Here is an 18,554-nt window from a genome sequence, read left to right as displayed (position 1 = left end):
TCTCCCTACTTTTCAATCTTCAAATGTGTATGTTTTTTATTTGCTTTCGCTAATCCCAGTGTGATTGGTAAACCTAGAATTAAGAATACAAGGACATCTGCAATCGTTGCACCAAGTACTTGAATAACAATTTTATCCAAAGGTTCACCCATAATGATAATATCAAAAGCACCAGCAAATATCATTGCAACGACAATCCCAATTAAACCTGTTATAGCAAAATATGAAATATCTCTATTACGAAATATTCCATTTTTCACACTGAAACTTGCTCGTTTTTGTACAAGTCCCATCGTAAATCCAATAATACCTGAGCTAAGTACCCATCCCCACCATACTCCCCATCCAGCGATGGTATCTGTCACCGTATGACCGATAAGACCAATCAAAAGTCCTGCAAATGGCCCGAAAATCGCACCAAATATTGTTAATATAGCCAAAGCAGGCTTGATAAATGTGTTTGGTGCAATTGAAAATCCCCATAGACCTAATACACCATATATTGCAGAACCGATTCCAATTGCTACGACTAATTTTGTAGATAATTTGTTCATATGAATTCTCCTCTCATTTTAGTGAGTTTCTATTAGTCCTATGTAAAAAAACATTGAATTATGAGCCTTCACTTCCTTTCTTCCCAATAAAAAATGACCTCTGCTATAAGAGGCCATTTGCATATGAATATATGATCCTCTTATCTTTCAAAAGACAATATGTCCTTTGCGCAATTAGCACCTTCCTATTTTGTAGTAAATAAGGGTTGCTGAGGTTTCATCGGGCCGTTCCCTCCACCTCTCTAGATAAGTATTCGTTTGTAACTTGTATTATTGCATTAACGCAAATTAATCCCAACACTTTTCCCACTATTTTTATTTTTCGAAAAATAAACAATTAAAACATTGTATTCTTATCGGAATTATGGAATAATAAGTTAAATAAAGCATGTTTACGGGAGGGATTTGACATGAAAATAATCGGATTAATTGGTGGATTAAGCTGGGAATCAACGTCTCTTTATTATAAACATATTAATACACTAACTCTATCTCAGTATAATCAAAATGCAAAGCTTGTCCTTTATAGCATGGATTTTGGCGAAGTGACGAATTTATTACAAAATCAACAATATGAAGAAGTGCAAAAACAACTCGTTCAAGTAGCAAAAAAAATAGAGAATTCTGGTGCAGATTGTATACTTATGTGCTCAAATACAGTACATCAATTTGCGGAAGAAGTAGAACAAGCAATCTCTATTCCCCTTCTCCACATTGGTGATGTAAGTGCTGAAGAAATTGTTGAACACGATGTGAAACGAATTGGTTTACTTGGAACAAAACAAACAATGGAACAGGAATTTTATAAAACAAGATTAGCTAATTATGGAATTGAAACAATGATTCCGAAAGAAGATGACCGGAATTTCATTCATAATGTCATTCTCTATGAATTAAGTAAAGGAATTATTTCAAAGCAGTCCAAAGTACGTTTCTTACAAATCATTCAAAAACTTATTGAAAATGGTGCAGAAGGAATTTTATTAGGTTGTACTGAAATTCCGTTACTCATTTCACAAAAAGATCTTTCTATTCCTGTATTTGATACTGCTTTTTTACATGCTAAAACTGCAGTACAATTCGCTGGATAACAAAGAAAAGAGGCTATCTTATAGGGTGATAAGATGACCTCTTTTCTTTACCGTCAATGGAAATTAATCTCGATTACAAAGCCTTTGTTATAGATGGCATCGCTGAATGAGAAGTAACCTGCTCACTTTGAAACATAGGTAAATAAATTGTAACTGATGTTCCTACTCCTACCTCACTCATTATGCTAATTCTTCCTTGATGACTTTCAATAATTTTATAACTGAGCATTAGCCCAATGCCAGTTCCTTTTTCTTTCGTACTATAAAAAGGTTCACCAAGTCTTTTTATTCTTTCTTCAGGAATTCCTAAGCCCTCATCAACTATATTAATAATAACCTCCTCACGCTCTGATTTTTTCACGTAAATAGATATTTCTCCTCCATCTGGCATTGCTTCAATTGAGTTTTGTAAAATATTAATAAAGACTTGTTTTAATTGATTTTCACAACAATCAATGATTAATTCTTTTGATTCTATATGAAGATTAATTTGAATATTTGTCATGATTGCCTTCGTATTGATTAACGAAACGACATTTTTTAATATGAAACAGAGATTCTTCTTTTCAGTTGGAATAACATCAGTTTTTGCAATCGATAAAAACTCATGAAGTATAGCTTCAATTCTTTCAATTTCTGATAGCATAAGTTCAAAATATTTATCTTGGTCTGCTTGATTAATTTGAAATAATTGAATAAATCCTTTAATCACAGTCAATGGATTTCGGACTTCATGGGCTACCCCTGCAGCTAATTGTCCAATTGCCGCAAGTGTATCTGATTTATTCAATAACTCTTCAGTCTTTTTACGTTCCGTAATATCACGGACAATAATCATGACCTTATCTTTTAACAATGGTAAACATCTAGCTTCAAAGAAACTAATACTGCCCTTAAGTGTGAGTGGGTATTCAACAATAACAGTTGATTCTTTATGCTGCACTTGGTGAATTGCTTCACGAAATTGCTGTGCAACGGGTGAAGGCAAGACCTCATAAAACTTTTTCCCCATAAAAGATTCTGCCGGTACGTAAAACTTAGCTGGCGAACCGGCTTTATAATCTATAATTGTTCCATCAGCCTCGGTTAAAAAGCACAAATCAGGTAATGCTTTGAAAATAAGCTCTAGTTCAGATGTTTGTTGCTTTAATTGCTCTTCAATTCCTTTTCGATGAGTAATATCAACTCCAACTGCCCAATAGCTATAGCCAGGTACTGGGAACTGTTCTGAAATATTTGACCACATGATTGTTTTTATTTCTCCATTTTTGCATGTTAAATTCATTTCCCAATCTCGAAAACTTTTTCCACGAACCGAAAATTTCTTTTGCATTTGCTTGCGATAACTTTCATCAGGGTATAGCAGTTCAAGCGCTTTTGGATTCCCAACGATTTCTTCTGCAGCATAACCTGTTACGAGCTCACATTCCCGGTTCCATAATATAAATTTTCCATTTTTATCAAGAGCATCAACCATAATGGGCATATTTTGTAAGATTGTGTGTAGCTGTTCTTCTTTTTGAGAAAGTAAATGTATGTTTTTTGTTTGGTTTTGAAGTTTATTCATTGCACTATCTACAATGAGTTTTGAAAGCATTTCGAAGTATTTTTGACAAGTAAGAATGTCATTTTTTATTGAACAGGCAACAAATGAACCAAGATGTTGCTCATGTAAAAAAAACGGAATTTCAATCTTTGTAAGTTGTTTATTTTCTTCTCGATTCATACCAAATGAAAAAACACATGCCATATTTTGATCAAGAAGTTGATGTGAAATGTTTGTTAATTTATAAAATTGTTCTGCCATGGTTTCTATTGTGTTTACATCAATGAGTTCCAATAGCCGAGCATTCATTCTCTTTCCACCTCTATATGTAAATTTAATACCAATTTTTAATCACGCTTCTCCATTATACGAATAATGTTCTCATAGGTATATAGCAAGAGCATAATTATTCAAATAAATTTTATTTTTCAATTAAAAAGTGTTCAAAATGGTATATAACTGCCTTTCCATACGTGTAATAGAATTAAAAAATTCACAAATTATTCACAAAATAATTTAAAAATATATACAATACTACCAATATATTCTATATAATGAGCTGTAATAAGGCTTCTATGAATCTCATAGAATACCTTACCCCTAATAAAAGTAAAAAAGAATCCTTTGTGGATTCTTTTTTACTTTTTTTCTATGACATATTGATAAAGAGCATGTGCAACACCATGTTCTTCATTCGATCGTGTTTCATAGTGACAAATCTTTTTAATTTCGTCTACTGCATTTCCCATCGCGATAGACATATGTGCTTTTTCCATCATTGAAATATCGTTAAGACCATCGCCTATCGCAACGGTATTCTCTACCGGAATATTAAGATGTTCAGCTAAAGTATATAAACCATTACCCTTTTGAGCGTCACGATGGTTAATCTCTAAATTATGCCAATATGAAGCAGTAATTGCTAGCTCTGTATTATGTTGAAAATGCCTTTTTAATTTTTGTAATTTCTCTATGTTATAGGAAAATGGTAAAAGCTTATGCACATAAATCTCTTCTGCTAATATTGATTTACAGCTTTCTGTGATATGAAATGCTGTATGTTCAAGATACAGTGCTGCGATGACCTCAAGCTCTTGCTGATCCATATCTTTATTTGATCTTTTTATCCATTCTATTTCATGATTTACACTTTCTTCACCATACGCCGGAACGTATACACCTCGATCTGTATACAGTTGATAATACATACGATTTTGTTCAAGATACTCGACAATTTCAAAGGCTTGTTTATTTTGAATTGGATATCTTTTCATCATTTTTTGATTCGTATAAATAAGAGCTCCGTTTTCTGCAATAATTGGACACTGTAAATTCGCTTCCAGTAAAAGTCGTTCAATATCGACAATAGAACGTCCTGTACAAATCGCTATCACATGCCCCTGCTCCTGACATTTTTGAATCGCTTCTGCATTTTCTTTACTAATCATTTTATTTCTTGAAAGAAGAGTTCCATCTAAATCAATCGCAATTAATTTCATTGTTTCGTCACCACTTTCTATAAATAAACATGCTCATATAAAGTGAAACCACTAATTAGTAGCCTTCACGAATCAGGATTATATGGGCAGTTGATTCCTCTATTTCCTTCCACTGAAATCGGATGGCTTCTTGTTCGTAAATAGTAGGATAAACAGATAAATCAGGTATCGTTTCCATATTTACTTTGTCAAACCCAACTTAGTTATAATTTATGAAAAGCGTTTCATGTCAAGAGATATTTTTAAATTCGTTTGAAAATATCTTAGATATTATAAAAAACATATTAAAAAAATGAAAACACCTACATAAAATAGGGGTTTTCATTTTTTAATACGCTTTATTCCTTCAAAAGAATAGGAAGTTGTTTTAACGTTTGTTCATTCTCTAATACACAGTTCGCTAAATGAAAGGATGGTGAAAGCTCTAGCTTTTTAAAATTGCTAATAAACGTAGTTAATGCAACTTCAGCTTCTAAACGAGCGAGTGGTGCCCCTAAACAAAAGTGTGGTCCTTTGCCAAATGTTAAATGTTTTTCATTTCCAGATCGATGTAAATCAAAGCGATCTGCTTGCGGAAATTTATTCTCATCTAAGTTGGCAGCACTTATCCACGTAACAATCATTTGTCCTTTTTTCATTTTTGGTCCAAATATTGTTGTATCTTCTGTTATAGTACGGGCTAATGTAACTGGGAAACGATAACGTAGTACCTCTTCTATCGCTTTAGGAATCAGCTCTGGACTTTCGCCTAACTCTTTATATACCCCAGGTGCATCTACTAAAAAGCAATAAAAGCTATTAATAATAAGGTTTGTAGTGGTTTCATTCCCCGCGGCTAATAGTCCTAATGAAAATGTAACAATTTCCTCGTCAGTCAATCTTTCTCCTTCATACTCTGCTCTGATCAGGTCTGAAATAATATCTTCTTTCAAATGGTACCGTTTCTCTTGAACAATTGGGAGAAGATAAGCTTTAAATTCATGTAAAGTGACTTCTTTCTGTGTATCTAAATCGCTAAACTTCTCTTTGCTATATGGCATGAACAAAATATCTGACCACATCTTAATTTGTTTTCTGTCTGTTGTTGGAACACCTAATAAATCAGAAATAACAGTTACAGGTAGAGGTGCAGCAAACTGCTCTACAATATCGATTTCATCAAAATGATTCATATCTTGCACAAGTTCATTTGCAATTGCTTGTATCCGTGGTTTCCACTGCTGAAGACTTCTTGGGGTAAATGCTTTTGAAACAATTGATCGAATGTTTCGATGCTCTGGAGGATCAGAAGAATTTAAATTTACTCTTGTTTCTAAAGGAGGAATGGAAAATTGACGACGATCTCTTCTGCTTGAAAATAGGCGATAATCAGATAAAACACGGTTCACATCATCATATAAAAAGACATTCCATACATCTTGCTCCGCATCATAATAGACCGGATGATTTTCTCTCATATGCTTATACCACTCATAAGGATTCCACAGCTTTTCTTTTGTTTTAAGCTTTGAAATTTCATGAACCAAAATTACATTTTCAGGCGAATTCATAGTTCTTTCCTCCCTTTTCTATTAAAATAAAAAGTAATAGGTAGGCAGTTCAAAGATGTATAGACTAACATATGTTATTTTAACATATATAAAGGAGATATTTACGGATAAAAACTTGAGAAAAATTAGGGGGAATACATATGTATGTTGATATTTTACTACTCGCAGAATTAACTTCTGGACCAAAGTATGGTTATGAAATAAAGAAAAACATTCAAAATCGTCTTGGAGAAAATTTTGAACTCAATCATAACATGCTCTATCCGGCTCTTCGGCGTTTTGAAGATATGGGAGCAATTACAAAAAAGGTCCATCAACAAATAGGTAAACCAAACCGTAACATTTATGCCTTAACTCAAACGGGTGAAGAAATCTTTTATGAAATGATGCGAGAGTTTCCAGAGAAACTAGCTTCTAATGATGCTGAATTTCTTGTACGTGTTGCATTGTTTGAGAAGCTGGATTACGAAGCTCGAAAAGAAGTTTTAACGACTCGTCAAAATGTGCTATATACACAATTAACATCTATTCAATCTTTATCTGAAACATCACTTTTTATTTCGGAAGTCGTACAGCAAAGTAAATCACGCATTGAGCATGAACTAGCTTGGATTACTTCTCTCATGAAAAAAATATAGAAAACTACAAAAAAGAAAATACAGTGAATGAAAATGAAATTTATTATCAATACTATAATTATTAAAAGGGCAACCACCTACGGTTACCCCTTATTATTTAAGCTTCAGGAATGAAGGTTTTGCAATCAGTTTCTTCCGTTGTAGATGCTTTGTTACCTTTATGGCTCACTACATAAATTGCCTCTGCATTACATTTGTTTCCGTTACCCCAAAATTGACAGTTGTTTACTTCACATAAAACATCTTGTGCCATAAGTATCACACCTCCTTATTCTTTTATCATTAACAAATTTGAGAGGTATGATACTTCTATTTTTTATTTGTATTGATACTACGCTTAAGAATGATCATGTAGAATTAGACAAGAGAAACATTTTCCTCAAACTTTTTTTCTGTTATATAATTGATTTATTATTTTATAAATGATAAAGGAGATTGCATAATGAAAGATCCGTGGAATCCAACAACGAAAGAAATTATTGAATGGGCTTATACCGAAGATGCTATTTTCCCTGAACAAGACTGGGACTTATCGGTATGCAATATCACTAATGTCGCGGAAATGATACTGAATATTGCAAGTGATACAAATTGCCCCAACCAAGTTTTTTTTCTTCATTGTTTATATCTATTAGTTGGAGATGCTATTCGGACTAGCGGAAATACATATAATATAGAATCACTTCAAAATATCTTACAAAGTGCTGCAAATTCAACGAATACAGATATTTTAAGGTGGGTTGAGCGCTCCCAAACCCTTCTATCTAAACCAGAAACATTTTGTTACGACTTATGGTGTGATGGTGGTTTTGTTTATAAAATTGATAAAATGAATGAAAAAAGGAGGACTCATCTTTAATCATGGAGCCCTCCTTTTTTGCATATTTTTCACACTTAAGCGTCTAATAATTTTTTCAACGCTTCCATATCCCCACTTACAATCGCATTAATATTTTCAGAAATACTTTTTATATCCAAGTGCCACCACTTTATTTCTAATAGTCCATTTATGATTTCGTCTGAAAATCTCTTTTTAATTTCAACGGCAGGATTGCCACCGACAATTGTGTACGGTGGAATATCTTTAGTGACAACAGATTTTGTAGCAATAATTGCTCCGTCCCCTATCTTCACTCCAGGCATAATTGTCGCATCCATACCAATCCATACATCATTTCCAATAACCATATCTCCTTTAAATGGTAAGTCAGAAAGTTCCGGTGTGAATCTTTCCCATCCATGACCGAAAATATTAAATAGATACGCTGAAAATCCATCCATTCTATGATTTGCGCCATTCATTATAAATGTAACACCGGGTGCTATGCAGCAAAATTTCCCCATAACCAATTGGTCTCCAAAAATTTCATAATGATATAGCACTTGATCTTCAAATGTTTCCCCGTTTTTCGAATCATAATAAGAATAATCTCCAACAATAATATTTGGTTTTGTTATTGTATTTTTAATAAAATGAACACTCTTGTTACTTTCGATAGGATATTTCACATTCGGATTAGGATTCATGTTGGACGACACCCTCCTCATTTGAAGTTCCTACTACTGGTTTCAAATTATATATTGGTAAAATAAATAATGAACCAATAATAAATAGTAATGCTGTTCCTTCATACATTGTACTTAGTGAAAATACTTCTTTTAATGAACCAGCAATGCTCATCGTTAATACCATTGAACCTGTAAATAAAGGACTCAAAATTCCATTTACCCGTCCAATAAAGTCTGTATCCGAATTTTGAATAATAAGTGTGTTTATCCCAATTTGGATACAAGGAAGAGCTAAACCACTGAAAAACTGAGCGATAAGTGTGATCCATAAATTTGTAGAAAACCCAATGATACCGATGCCAATTGCCTGTGCTAACATTCCTAAAATTAACATCTTTTGCGGCGCAATATTTTTCGCAAATACCATCGCTAAAGCTCCGCCAATAATCATTCCAGCACCATTTACAGTTAATAGCCATTGTAAGCTTTCTTTTGATAGATCTAATTGTTCTGTCACGATAAAAATACCGAGTGGCTGAATCAGTCCAATCCCTAATCCTGCTGCCATAAAACAAATACCGAGTAATGTTAATGCTTTCTTTGCTTTTACATATTTAATTCCATCCACCATTTCTTGCAGCAAACTCATTTTTTTCTTTTCTTCTTGTTCTTCAACATCTTTTGGCAGAAATAACAAAACTAAAGCCGCAAATAAAAAAGCAATACCTGTCACAATAATAGAAGTGTAAATTCCGAAGGCTTGAAATATAAACGTTCCAAGTATAGGACCTAATACCATGAAAATCGCAAAAATGGTTTGATATAATGACATAGCCAACTGTACTTCTTCTGTAGATAGATGTTGTTTAAATAATTTCATACCTGAAGGCTGTGAAAATTGCGAAAGAATTGCAGAGATAAGTGTGACGAAAAATACAACTTTCCAACTTCCAAAGATCAGCGTAAGCAATACTGCAAATACTGATAAAGAACTTAAAGCTTCGCACCAAATCATCGTTCTTTTTGGTTTCCACCTATCCGCGAATGTGCCTCCTATAAATGAAAAAATGAAAATTGGTGCAAATTCTGCAACTGAAATCATTGAAATAGCAAATGCATCACCATTCGTCATATCCATTACATACAGCAGTACCGCAAAGTTTCGGATCCAAATTCCTATCTGGAGAAATAATGCTGAAGCAATAATTGCTTGCACAAATCGATTTTTTAATACTACAGATACACTAGCCTTTTGTTTTGTTTCTACATCCATTGACATAAAAAAGCCTCCTATTCCACATTCTAAATAGGAGGCAGCACAATCATATTATAAAAGACAGGTCTATTCGCAGCGCGAAAATACATCCCTTTTACATATAAAAATGTACATACTAATCCTATTCAGAAGAATATTTCGTTTTTTAACGAAGATTTCTTGAAAAATAGAATTAGTTGATCATTGGGATGTCTTCACCCTTCCGTTTCGATTTAAAATTACACATACATACTCTATGTGAACAATTTAAAATATATGCATGTCACAAATACCTATTCTAGAAAGATAATGGTAATTCCTCTAAAGATCGCATTAAATAATTCCCCTGCCACTTAATTTTTTCTCGCTCACCTTTTATTTGTATATTAGGCATACGTTTTAGCAATGTAGCAATTGCAATTTTTGCTTCTAAACGAGCAAGCGGTGCTCCTAAACAAAAATGACTTCCATGTCCAAATGCAATGTGGCGGTTATTTTCCCTCGTAATATCAAATACGTCCGGATTCATAAAGACATTCTCATCACGATTTGCTGATGCTAGTGAAATGATTACCATATCCCCCTTTTGAATCTCTTGATCATGAATTACAAAAGGTTCAGATGCCCAACGTGCCGTCGTAATTTCAACTGGAGAATAATAACGTAATCCTTCTTCAATTGCTGAATCAATAAATTCTGGCTTTTCTTTTAATAACTGTAGTTGATCTGTATTCTCTAGTAAAGCTAATACAGTATTTGTAATTAGATTCACAGTTGTTTCATGCCCGGCTACAATAAGTAACATAATCATTGAATAAAGCTCTGGCGCACTTAACTTACTTCCTTCACTTTCAGCTTGAATTAATGCACTAACTAAGTCTTCTTTCGGCTCTTTTCTTTTCACATCAACCAAATATTGAAGATATGTAATAAATTCAGATAATTTCATTTCATTATCCTTTATTTCTTCTGGCGTTTCAGGTGAAGCAATTACCTCATGTGACCACACTCTAAACTTTTCTTGATCTTCTTTTGGAATACCGAGCATTTCACTAATTACATTGATAGGTAATGGGAATGCATAATCATTCACAAGGTTCAGAGAATTTGTATGTTCTACTCGGTCTAATAAAGTATCTGCGATATTCTGAATACGTTCATCTAATTGTGAAATCATTTTAGGAGTAAACGCTTTTTGAACAAGTGCTCGCAAACGACTATGATCAGGTGAATCTGAATTTAACATATGCTTCGTTAAATAGTCACTATTCTCAAGAGAATGAAATGGTTTTAACCCCTCTTGAGAAAATACATTTTCGGGATTTTTTTTCAAGCGAGAATCCTTTAAAAGTGGTAATGCATCTTCATATCTTGTAATAAGCCATTCTGTCCACAATTCACTCTTACATACGAATAAAATAGGTTGTAATTTACGTGATTCTTTATAAATCTCATAAGCATCTTCTTTAAAATCTGCAGAAGCTAAATGAATACCATCTTCTATTTTTCTACCAACCTTGTTTTTTAAAGACATTGCACTCCCCCACTTTCATGTATTTGTAAAAATCAATTCAATATAAATTATAACTTAACAAAAATAAGAAAATTGTAAATTTTTTGTTATGATCTTACTTTATATATTGAAAAACAATTAAATAATGGCATTTTCAAAAAAAGCAGGCAAGAAGAAAGTATTTTCCTCTCACCTGCTAAAATTCTTTTTTCTTAGTTTATTTTTTGCTAAGCAAAGCACATGAAATTACTAATTTGTTGATATCGATAACTAACTTTTTGGCGACGACCAGCTCGCCATGTGTAACCTGATACTCCATTTCTTCTTACCTCAGTTGGGAAAAACCATAAATCTCTTCCAAACGGACCTGGTCGGTGTAAACGTAAGTATCCCCATCTCCCTAAACAATTACACATCCATGATTTTATATTACCGCTTTGTGCAGGAGCAGCGAACGTTGATGGTACAGAAGGAGCTTGAGATGGTGGTGGTGACGTGGGTGCATCTTCTGCATCATCAGGTCGATATTCCTCAAGTTCCACATCCCTCATTTCATCAGATGTTTCATAGCCAGAAATTTGCGGATTATAGTATGTTGTTTGATTATAATCTACATATGGAAAATAAGTTTGTTGATTATACATAACAAAATCACCTCCTATGATTTATTACTTTATCCAACATATGTTGGATTGCTTTTATATGTAGCTTATTTATGTAGCCCAAAATAACGCGGAGAGATTTAAGGATTCAATCAACCACTCTTCTCTTCTTGAAGTAAAAAAGATGTAAAACTTTATCTCTTAAATCAAAGAGGTCGAAATGAGCTTTGATTAAACTTTTTATAAAGCACAGAGATTTTTAAATTCAAACGTCAATACGATATCTAATATAAAAACTTCTGTATACAAAAAAAGTGCCTATGTGACATGACATAAGCACTTTTTTACTATTAATTAACCAGTATACATTACCTACACTACATTCGAAACAGCACCTAATGTTTGTCACTTTTTTAACCGAACACTATAATAGCGCATCGCTTCCAAAGTCCCTTCCATTTCGAATACACCTTGTTTAATTAACGTACGCAAACGATATTCAAGAAAAACATCGCCAACTGACTGTTCTATCTGACCAAGAACTTCTCCAATAAGCCTCGCTGATTTATAAAATTGTTCTTCTGCTCTTTCTCTCTCCAGGTTCTTTGCACATTCAATGATAAAAGAATCGAAGTAAGTTTCTTGCACAGATGAAACTTTATGATTTTCCCAAATTCGTAATAAATTTTTCGTTTCAGAAAACCGCTGCCATTCTTGTTCAAATTGTTGTCGCGATTTTTCAGTAAGTACTGTACCCTTCTCATACGTCTCATAAATTGTTGCTAGCTGCTCGGGCGTTAACGCACTCGTCCCGTGAATCCCATAAATTTCATTCTCTTTTTGAAACAACTCTTTATGAGCCTCTGCTGTATTAATGATTCGAATATTTTTCTTATTTCTCAAATGAACAATTGCAAAACATAGTCCAACATGTTCATTTGCATTCTCTCCACTCCAAATCGTAATTGGCGTATCCCTTGGAATAGACTGTAGTTCTTTTAATGATTGAATAAACTTTGGTAAATATTCTTCTTCAAAATATAAATCTTCTAAATTTAAGTTTTTCGATAACCATTGCTGTCTCAAATGTTGTCCAGCGATTGTCTCCAGCTGATTGATTGGACCAATCGAAAAAAACTCTGAAAATGAAATAACATACTCTTGCTGCAATTTCTTTTTCTTTAACATGTACTTTAAACAACCTGCACTAGATTCCCCAAAAGTAATATGAATGTGCGTGCTCTCGGATATATTTTTCTTATGCAATTTATTATCTATCAATTCGTTCGGAATGCTCGTTAAATATGTAAATGAGTCTTCGTTGTAATTATTTTTTAACAAATCTAATTGCACTAAAATACCTTGAAGTAACTCTTTCGCTTCATCTTCTTGCATTTCATTGACGACTTTTTTTATTTTTTCTATTGTTTCTATCATTTATTTCCCTCTATTCATAAAATGCTATAATGTTTAGTGTAACATATATAAAATAGCCTCTTTGTTTTTTTATGAAATAATAGCTAAAAAGAATGAAAAAGATAAAAAAGCACATAGTGGAATAAACAACATGCTGTCCATTTTAGCAAAATACGTATCTTTTTTCTTTTTAAAGATGCCAAAATAATTAAATTCTCCAACCACTCTTAATCCAAACACCAACATACAAATCCAAGAACCACTTCGAATGATCATTTGAGGGATAAATGAAGGAATTATTTCTATCTCCCATAGTAAAAATAAAGCTGCAATGCTTAATAAGAGCGCAACTAATAATGTCATACCCATTCCAGGAGTGAAAGTTTTTTCTCCTGACTCAGTTGGAATCACTGCATTTATCCCCCATTTTCCGCCAAATGCCCAGTAAACATGCAATATACTAATACACATTAAAAGACATGCTGATATAGCGATGATAATAAGCAATATTAACACCTCCAACAATGTATTCTCTTCCCCACTTAAGAATATTAAATAAAATAATACTTAGCAACCTATTTTAAGGCCGTACAATAAAGTGAAACTTTAATCAGAGAGGGGCCTTAATTATTAGTTGAACCAAATGCTCGTTAATGCAGGATAAATGTAAGTATGCTAAATTCACAAGAAAAAAACACATAGAAAAGCGATTTTCTGCCCAAAACTGAACCGAAAATCGCTTTTTAAATCCTTCGACATACATTTATTTTCGATTATTCATTTCAAACACTTGTTGTACATCTTTATCACCGCGTCCTGATAAATTAACAATAATACTTTGATCGTTTCGTAAAGTTGCTGCTAATTTCATTGCATACGCCACTGCATGGGAACTTTCTAATGCAGGAATAATACCTTCTACACGAGACAATTTATGAAACGCTTCTATCGCTTCGTTATCATTAATTGTTACATATTCTGCACGACCTGTTTCTTTATAATAACTATGCTCTGGTCCAACACCTTGATAGTCCAATCCCGCGGCAATGGAGTGTGCATCTGCAATTTCTCCATTCTCGTCTTTCATCATATAACACTTAAATCCGTGGATAATACCAGGCTCTCCTGCTGTAAGTGGTGCTACATGCATACCTGTTTCAATCCCTTTACCACCTGGTTCAACACCTACCATATTTACTTCTTTATCATTATAAAATGGGGCAAATAAACCAATCGCATTACTTCCACCACCTACACAAGCAACCAAATAATCAGGTAGACGTTGTTCTTTTTCAATGTGCTGTGCTCTTGCTTCTCTTCCAATTACCGCTTGGAAATGACGAACAATTGTTGGATACGGATGTGGTCCCAGTGCAGAACCTAATAAATAAAATGTACTTTCATAGTTTTGAGCGTAATCTTCAAGCGCCGCATCTACTGCTTCTTTCAGAGTGCGTCCCCCTTCTTGTACAGCAATTACCTTTGCTCCTAATAATTCCATACGAAATACATTTAATTGTTGACGTCCTGTATCCATTCCTCCCATATAAATCGTGCAATCTATTCCGAACATAGCGCATGCAGTAGCTGTAGCCACTCCATGCTGTCCCGCTCCAGTCTCTGCAATGATACGTTTTGCTCCCATTCTCTTTGCGAGTAAAATTTGTCCTAATACATTGTTAATTTTATGTGCTCCAGTATGATTAAGATCTTCTCTTTTCAAATAGATTTTTGCACCACCAATTTCTTCACTCAAACGCTTTGCATAGTAAAGTGGATTAGGCCGCCCTACATATTCTTTGAGATAGTATTCATATTCTTTTATAAACTCTGGATCATCTTTATATTGATTAAATGCATCCTCTAGATGAATTAAAGCCTCTTGTAGTTGTTCTGGTACAAAACTACCTCCGAATTTTCCAAAATATCCATTTTCCGCATGTAATAAATTCATGTTACTTCCTCCCTTTAGTTATTAATTGTTGAATAAAAAAAGCGTGTGAACGCAAAAAGCCCCCTACATGCATTAAAGCATGTAGAGGGCGATATATACGATTATACCGTGGTGCCACCTCTTTTGATTCTTTGTCACATAGACTAAGAACCCTTTCGTTTTTGGATACGGAAAAACAAATTCGATATCCTCATCCTTATAACGGCGGAACCCGGGTCGCATACTCCTAACGTTTCAACGTACCTCTCCTAAGCCCATTCAGTATAATCTATCGTACTGGATCGCACCATCTCCAGCTCTCTGTAACGCATCAATTAAACGTACTTTTCTTAGTCAACGATTTTTATTATTTAAATTTAAGTATGATATTATCGGATTGTTTATGTTTTGTCAATAAAATCTGAAAATTCAATCACTTTTTTCATCAGAATCTATCTAATATACGTAATTAAAAAAACGCAGTACCCTTTCATCATAAAATAGGGCATTGCGTTTTTAAATATTTGTCTAGGAATCTCCTCTACGCATTATAACGATTTCTTCTTCGTTCCATTCTTGTTTGACCTTGCGTTGTTTCTATTTCATGATGTTGATGCTCCGTTTGCGTTGTATGATACATTGGCACTCTTTCTTTACGATTTGGTTCATACGTACGTGCTTCTTTTGGGTTAGAAGATTTTCTACTGAACTTTGGTATCTTCACTTTCAATCTTGGTAAACTCGGAATGCGAATTTTAAAATTCGGTTTAATTCGTTTCTTTTTTTGTTTGAATAGATTTGTTGTTTCTTGTTTTTCATTGATACTACCACGCTTTAGCATGTTGGCAAACAACCCACCAAGTATAAATCCGACTACTAGTAAGAGTAGATACAGTCTTTCTGAAGTTAATAAGTTCAGAACACGTCCAAGAACAGCTAATGATTGGGTTTGTTTTATATCCCACAATAAACCACCCCATAATGTCAGTAATCCTAAAGTAATTGCATAGGTACGGAATCGGAGTATAAGTGGAATTACCGCAATACATGCAGCGATTTTTGCGTTTGCTAGTAACGAGCTAGTTGTTACGTATTGGTTCCAAATTGAGAGCAAGAATGTGATAAATATAGTGTAAGCGAGCCAACTACATATTCGTGAATACATTCGTTTTGCATAATAGCTTCCAAAGCTCGTGAAAAACAACAGTCCTCCTAAATAAAATGACAATTCAAGAGGAATTTTTTTCATAATACCTGCAATTGGGAACAGGAAGCTGAGTACCATTAAAAGCACATCAAGTTTCTTCAAAACTCTCATCCCTTTCTTTTTTCTATCTTTCTTCTATATTACTAAGCAAATTTTCTTGTTTTTTAGCATGTTTCTCACTTCCACCAAATTATCGTGTATATGCATGCAAATAATAACATTCCTAAAAAACATCTTAATCCTACTAGTACTAAAAAGTAAACAAAAAAACAAGGCTATACTTGACAATAGAGATCTAGATTTGTATAAAGAAATGACAAATCCCGCTATTTGTAAATTAGCGGGATTTTCAAATTAGCCTTTTGTACTACTTCTTGTTCTTTTCCTATCCAAAAGTTGGTATTTTAAAAATGATTTTATCTTACATGTAGAAAATCGTAATTAAATGATACTGTCCCTATTCTTATTTCGATCTTTCTTGCACCCAAGTAGCGATATCATTAATAACATACTCAGGGATATTGGCAGGACTATAATATTCATCCGGTCTACTTAATTCCCCATCACCTTCTGTAAAGAAGTGATTTAACTTCGGATACAGTCGATAATCTACGTTATCTCGTTCTTTTAATTGTTCTTTCCAAAGAGGAATTTCGATTTTTGATTGAACTTGATAGTCTCTTTCTCCTTGAATAATAAGAAGAGGTGTCTTTTGTTCTTTGGACATTTCTGCTGCTTTAGTTTTACGGATAGAATCCCAAAATACTGGTGATCCTAAATAAAAATCTTTTGGAGGGTTTTTGCTAGAAAAATTAGGATCATTTAATAATTCAAATTGCGATTTGTAAAATTTATATTCTTCAGGTTTCATTCCTCCAATAGAAAAAAGATACTCAAGCTGATCCAAAACAACATCTTGGATCGTACGAGCGGGTCCTCCCATCACAATTGCTCCAGCAATATTTTGATTTTGGTCTTTTTCGATCATTTTTGGAACCATCATTCCACCTTGACTATGGCCAAGAATATAAATTTGATTCTTATCTATCATAGATTCATTTTGAAGAAAACGAGTTGCAAGAAGTGCATCATCCGTTGTCTCTTTATCAACTGTATAAAAAGGACTAAATTGTGTCTTCAATCCATGTTCATATGTTCTTTTATTATAACGAAGAACAGCAATTCCCTTCGAAGCAAGACCTTCAGCTAAATCGCGAAATGGTTTTAAAGCAAACGCAGTTTCATCCTGATCACTTGCTCCAGATCCTTGAACAAGAATTACCGCTGGGAACGGCCCCTCTCCCTTTGGAACAGACAATGTTCCTGGTAATGGAAACGCGCCACTTCCGACTACTACTTCTTTTTCAACAAATGATTCCGGCTTACTATATGATGGTCGCTCTGCAACAGTACGATACGACATACTAAGTTGAAAGTCATCTATTTTTCCAGATGGATCTAATTTAATTAGTAAAGGCACAGTAAATTTTTCAAAAACCAATCCAATCTCTACATTTGTATGAACGGAATTTGTCTCTTTTTGTTTTACCTCTCCAATGCCAATAAAAGAACCTGCTTGTAATTGTACCGGGAGTGCCTTCCAATAACTCTCCAGCCATTCTTCAGATATTATCTTCTGTAAAGAGCGAGAAGTTAAATCAAATGCAGATTTATAATTTTCAGTATGCATATAACGGATAAATTTAAGAGTAGTAGATATAACAGGATTTTCATCATCCGCATTGTCTATTTCTTTCATATTTGAGTTTGACTCTTTTAACATTGAGGTGAATGGATGGTTGAACGGATTATTATATGTATTGGGATAAAAACTTGTTTTCAATACATCTGTATTCCCCCCCTCATACAGACTTGAAGAAATAGCAAAATTTGTAGGTGAAATTTCTTCCTCAGCATGTGAAACAAAAGGAACACTTATCATACAAATTGTACTAACGAGTAAAAACTTATTCCCTATTCGTTTTCTCATTCTCATATTTATTGACTCCTTTCAAAATTAAATTTTTTTAATACAACATTTAGTATTGTAAGGAAATAAAAAGTGTTAAAGAGATTAATAATCTCTCCTCCCTAACATTCAATATAAACTACCTTCCACCTCTTTTTTATTGTGTAATTTTTTTATAATATGTAACCAATTAATTACTAAAATTAATTGATTACATGGATAAATCCATACAAAAAAATGACTAAACTAAGTTAGTCATTTTCTATACCCTT

At 33.5% G+C, this 18,554-nt stretch carries 17 protein-coding genes, 1 riboswitch and 1 other annotated feature; of the genes, 3 read left to right on the top strand and 14 right to left on the bottom strand.

Features of this window, described 5'->3' with window-relative positions; genetic code table 11:
• Positions 1-5 precede the first annotated feature (5 nt).
• Entirely contained in the window at positions 6-554 is a 549-nt protein-coding gene (locus CN288_RS21005) for an ECF-type riboflavin transporter substrate-binding protein (protein WP_098303043.1), read from the bottom strand.
• Between the two features lie 137 nt (positions 555-691).
• Positions 692-807: riboswitch (SAM riboswitch) on the bottom strand.
• Positions 808-964: 157 nt separating this feature from the next.
• Between CN288_RS21005 and CN288_RS21000 the strand changes: the two genes are divergently transcribed.
• On the top strand, positions 965-1,645 hold the full coding sequence (locus tag CN288_RS21000) for an aspartate/glutamate racemase family protein (protein WP_026590941.1): 681 nt from the start codon (positions 965-967) through the stop codon (positions 1,643-1,645).
• 73 nt (positions 1,646-1,718) lie between these two features.
• Here CN288_RS21000 and CN288_RS20995 read toward each other — a convergent pair whose 3' ends face one another.
• The 3 genes from CN288_RS20995 to CN288_RS20985 all read right to left on the bottom strand — a co-directional run bounded on the left by CN288_RS20995 (position 1,719) and on the right by CN288_RS20985 (position 6,240).
• Positions 1,719-3,500, bottom strand: a complete 1,782-nt coding sequence (locus CN288_RS20995; protein WP_026590942.1) for a PAS domain-containing sensor histidine kinase — start codon at positions 3,498-3,500, stop codon at positions 1,719-1,721.
• A 329-nt stretch (positions 3,501-3,829) separates the two neighbouring features.
• Positions 3,830-4,690 (bottom strand): HAD family hydrolase, encoded by an 861-nt coding sequence (locus tag CN288_RS20990; protein ID WP_098303042.1) that lies wholly within the window; start codon positions 4,688-4,690, stop codon positions 3,830-3,832.
• A gap of 338 nt (positions 4,691-5,028) precedes the next feature.
• On the bottom strand, positions 5,029-6,240 hold the full coding sequence (locus tag CN288_RS20985) for a cytochrome P450 (RefSeq protein ID WP_098303041.1): 1,212 nt from the start codon (positions 6,238-6,240) through the stop codon (positions 5,029-5,031).
• A gap of 140 nt (positions 6,241-6,380) precedes the next feature.
• On the opposite strand from CN288_RS20985, the gene CN288_RS20980 reads away from it, so the two are divergent.
• On the top strand, positions 6,381-6,878 hold the full coding sequence (locus CN288_RS20980; RefSeq protein WP_026590945.1) for a PadR family transcriptional regulator: 498 nt from the start codon (positions 6,381-6,383) through the stop codon (positions 6,876-6,878).
• 97 nt (positions 6,879-6,975) lie between these two features.
• Here CN288_RS20980 and CN288_RS20975 read toward each other — a convergent pair whose 3' ends face one another.
• The gene (locus CN288_RS20975; protein WP_081810977.1) at positions 6,976-7,131 is read right to left on the bottom strand and encodes a DUF1540 domain-containing protein; all 156 of its coding nucleotides are present in this window, start codon (positions 7,129-7,131) and stop codon (positions 6,976-6,978) included.
• Positions 7,132-7,320: 189 nt separating this feature from the next.
• Between CN288_RS20975 and CN288_RS20970 the strand changes: the two genes are divergently transcribed.
• Entirely contained in the window at positions 7,321-7,737 is a 417-nt protein-coding gene (locus CN288_RS20970) for a hypothetical protein (RefSeq protein ID WP_026590946.1), read from the top strand.
• Positions 7,738-7,772: 35 nt separating this feature from the next.
• Here the strand turns inward: CN288_RS20970 and CN288_RS20965 are convergent, their stop codons facing one another.
• The 9 genes from CN288_RS20965 to CN288_RS20925 all read right to left on the bottom strand — a co-directional run bounded on the left by CN288_RS20965 (position 7,773) and on the right by CN288_RS20925 (position 18,309).
• Entirely contained in the window at positions 7,773-8,405 is a 633-nt protein-coding gene (locus CN288_RS20965) for a Vat family streptogramin A O-acetyltransferase (RefSeq protein ID WP_098303040.1), read from the bottom strand.
• Positions 8,395-9,666 (bottom strand): MFS transporter, encoded by a 1,272-nt coding sequence (locus CN288_RS20960; RefSeq protein WP_026590948.1) that lies wholly within the window; start codon positions 9,664-9,666, stop codon positions 8,395-8,397. The genes CN288_RS20965 and CN288_RS20960 overlap by 11 nt, the downstream gene beginning before the upstream one ends.
• Positions 9,667-9,940: 274 nt before the next feature.
• Positions 9,941-11,176, bottom strand: a complete 1,236-nt coding sequence (locus CN288_RS20955; RefSeq protein ID WP_098303039.1) for a cytochrome P450 family protein — start codon at positions 11,174-11,176, stop codon at positions 9,941-9,943.
• A gap of 206 nt (positions 11,177-11,382) precedes the next feature.
• Complete coding sequence (locus CN288_RS20950) at positions 11,383-11,799, bottom strand: hypothetical protein (protein WP_090689580.1); 417 nt, start codon at positions 11,797-11,799, stop codon at positions 11,383-11,385.
• A 363-nt stretch (positions 11,800-12,162) separates the two neighbouring features.
• Positions 12,163-13,194: a DUF1835 domain-containing protein gene (locus tag CN288_RS20945; RefSeq protein ID WP_098303038.1), complete on the bottom strand. Its 1,032-nt coding sequence runs from the start codon at positions 13,192-13,194 to the stop codon at positions 12,163-12,165.
• Between the two features lie 69 nt (positions 13,195-13,263).
• On the bottom strand, positions 13,264-13,680 hold the full coding sequence (locus CN288_RS20940) for a DUF3995 domain-containing protein (protein ID WP_026590952.1): 417 nt from the start codon (positions 13,678-13,680) through the stop codon (positions 13,264-13,266).
• Positions 13,681-13,936: 256 nt separating this feature from the next.
• Positions 13,937-15,127: a tryptophan synthase subunit beta gene (gene trpB / locus CN288_RS20935; RefSeq protein ID WP_098303037.1), complete on the bottom strand. Its 1,191-nt coding sequence runs from the start codon at positions 15,125-15,127 to the stop codon at positions 13,937-13,939.
• An 81-nt stretch (positions 15,128-15,208) separates the two neighbouring features.
• Positions 15,209-15,473, bottom strand: a binding site (T-box leader).
• A 174-nt stretch (positions 15,474-15,647) separates the two neighbouring features.
• Positions 15,648-16,415, bottom strand: a complete 768-nt coding sequence (locus CN288_RS20930; RefSeq protein WP_098303036.1) for a DUF3959 family protein — start codon at positions 16,413-16,415, stop codon at positions 15,648-15,650.
• A 361-nt stretch (positions 16,416-16,776) separates the two neighbouring features.
• Complete coding sequence (locus CN288_RS20925; RefSeq protein ID WP_141527992.1) at positions 16,777-18,309, bottom strand: alpha/beta hydrolase; 1,533 nt, start codon at positions 18,307-18,309, stop codon at positions 16,777-16,779.
• Positions 18,310-18,554 lie beyond the last annotated feature (245 nt).

It is taken from the genome of Bacillus sp. AFS023182, from assembly GCF_002560575.1.
Lineage (GTDB): Bacteria > Bacillota > Bacilli > Bacillales > Bacillaceae_G > Bacillus_A > Bacillus_A arachidis.
Note: the sequence above shows the minus strand (reverse complement) of the source record. Positions and strands in the feature narration are given on the sequence as shown.

Excerpts from the sequence above, each read along its gene's own strand:
- CN288_RS20970 (WP_026590946.1), top strand. The coding sequence starts at position 7,321 with ATGAAAGATCCGTGGAATCCAACAACGAAAGAAATTATTGAATGGGCT.
- CN288_RS20985 (WP_098303041.1), bottom strand. The coding sequence starts at position 6,240 with ATGAATTCGCCTGAAAATGTAATTTTGGTTCATGAAATTTCAAAGCTT.
- CN288_RS20950 (WP_090689580.1), bottom strand. The coding sequence starts at position 11,799 with ATGTATAATCAACAAACTTATTTTCCATATGTAGATTATAATCAAACA.
- CN288_RS20945 (WP_098303038.1), bottom strand. The coding sequence starts at position 13,194 with ATGATAGAAACAATAGAAAAAATAAAAAAAGTCGTCAATGAAATGCAA.
- CN288_RS20980 (WP_026590945.1), top strand. The coding sequence starts at position 6,381 with ATGTATGTTGATATTTTACTACTCGCAGAATTAACTTCTGGACCAAAG.
- CN288_RS21000 (WP_026590941.1), top strand. The coding sequence starts at position 965 with ATGAAAATAATCGGATTAATTGGTGGATTAAGCTGGGAATCAACGTCT.
- CN288_RS20975 (WP_081810977.1), bottom strand. The coding sequence starts at position 7,131 with ATGGCACAAGATGTTTTATGTGAAGTAAACAACTGTCAATTTTGGGGT.
- CN288_RS20925 (WP_141527992.1), bottom strand. The coding sequence starts at position 18,309 with ATGAGAATGAGAAAACGAATAGGGAATAAGTTTTTACTCGTTAGTACA.
- CN288_RS20965 (WP_098303040.1), bottom strand. The coding sequence starts at position 8,405 with ATGAATCCTAATCCGAATGTGAAATATCCTATCGAAAGTAACAAGAGT.
- trpB (WP_098303037.1), bottom strand. The coding sequence starts at position 15,127 with ATGAATTTATTACATGCGGAAAATGGATATTTTGGAAAATTCGGAGGT.
- CN288_RS20995 (WP_026590942.1), bottom strand. The coding sequence starts at position 3,500 with ATGAATGCTCGGCTATTGGAACTCATTGATGTAAACACAATAGAAACC.
- CN288_RS20960 (WP_026590948.1), bottom strand. The coding sequence starts at position 9,666 with ATGTCAATGGATGTAGAAACAAAACAAAAGGCTAGTGTATCTGTAGTA.
- CN288_RS20955 (WP_098303039.1), bottom strand. The coding sequence starts at position 11,176 with ATGTCTTTAAAAAACAAGGTTGGTAGAAAAATAGAAGATGGTATTCAT.
- CN288_RS20990 (WP_098303042.1), bottom strand. The coding sequence starts at position 4,690 with ATGAAATTAATTGCGATTGATTTAGATGGAACTCTTCTTTCAAGAAAT.
- CN288_RS21005 (WP_098303043.1), bottom strand. The coding sequence starts at position 554 with ATGAACAAATTATCTACAAAATTAGTCGTAGCAATTGGAATCGGTTCT.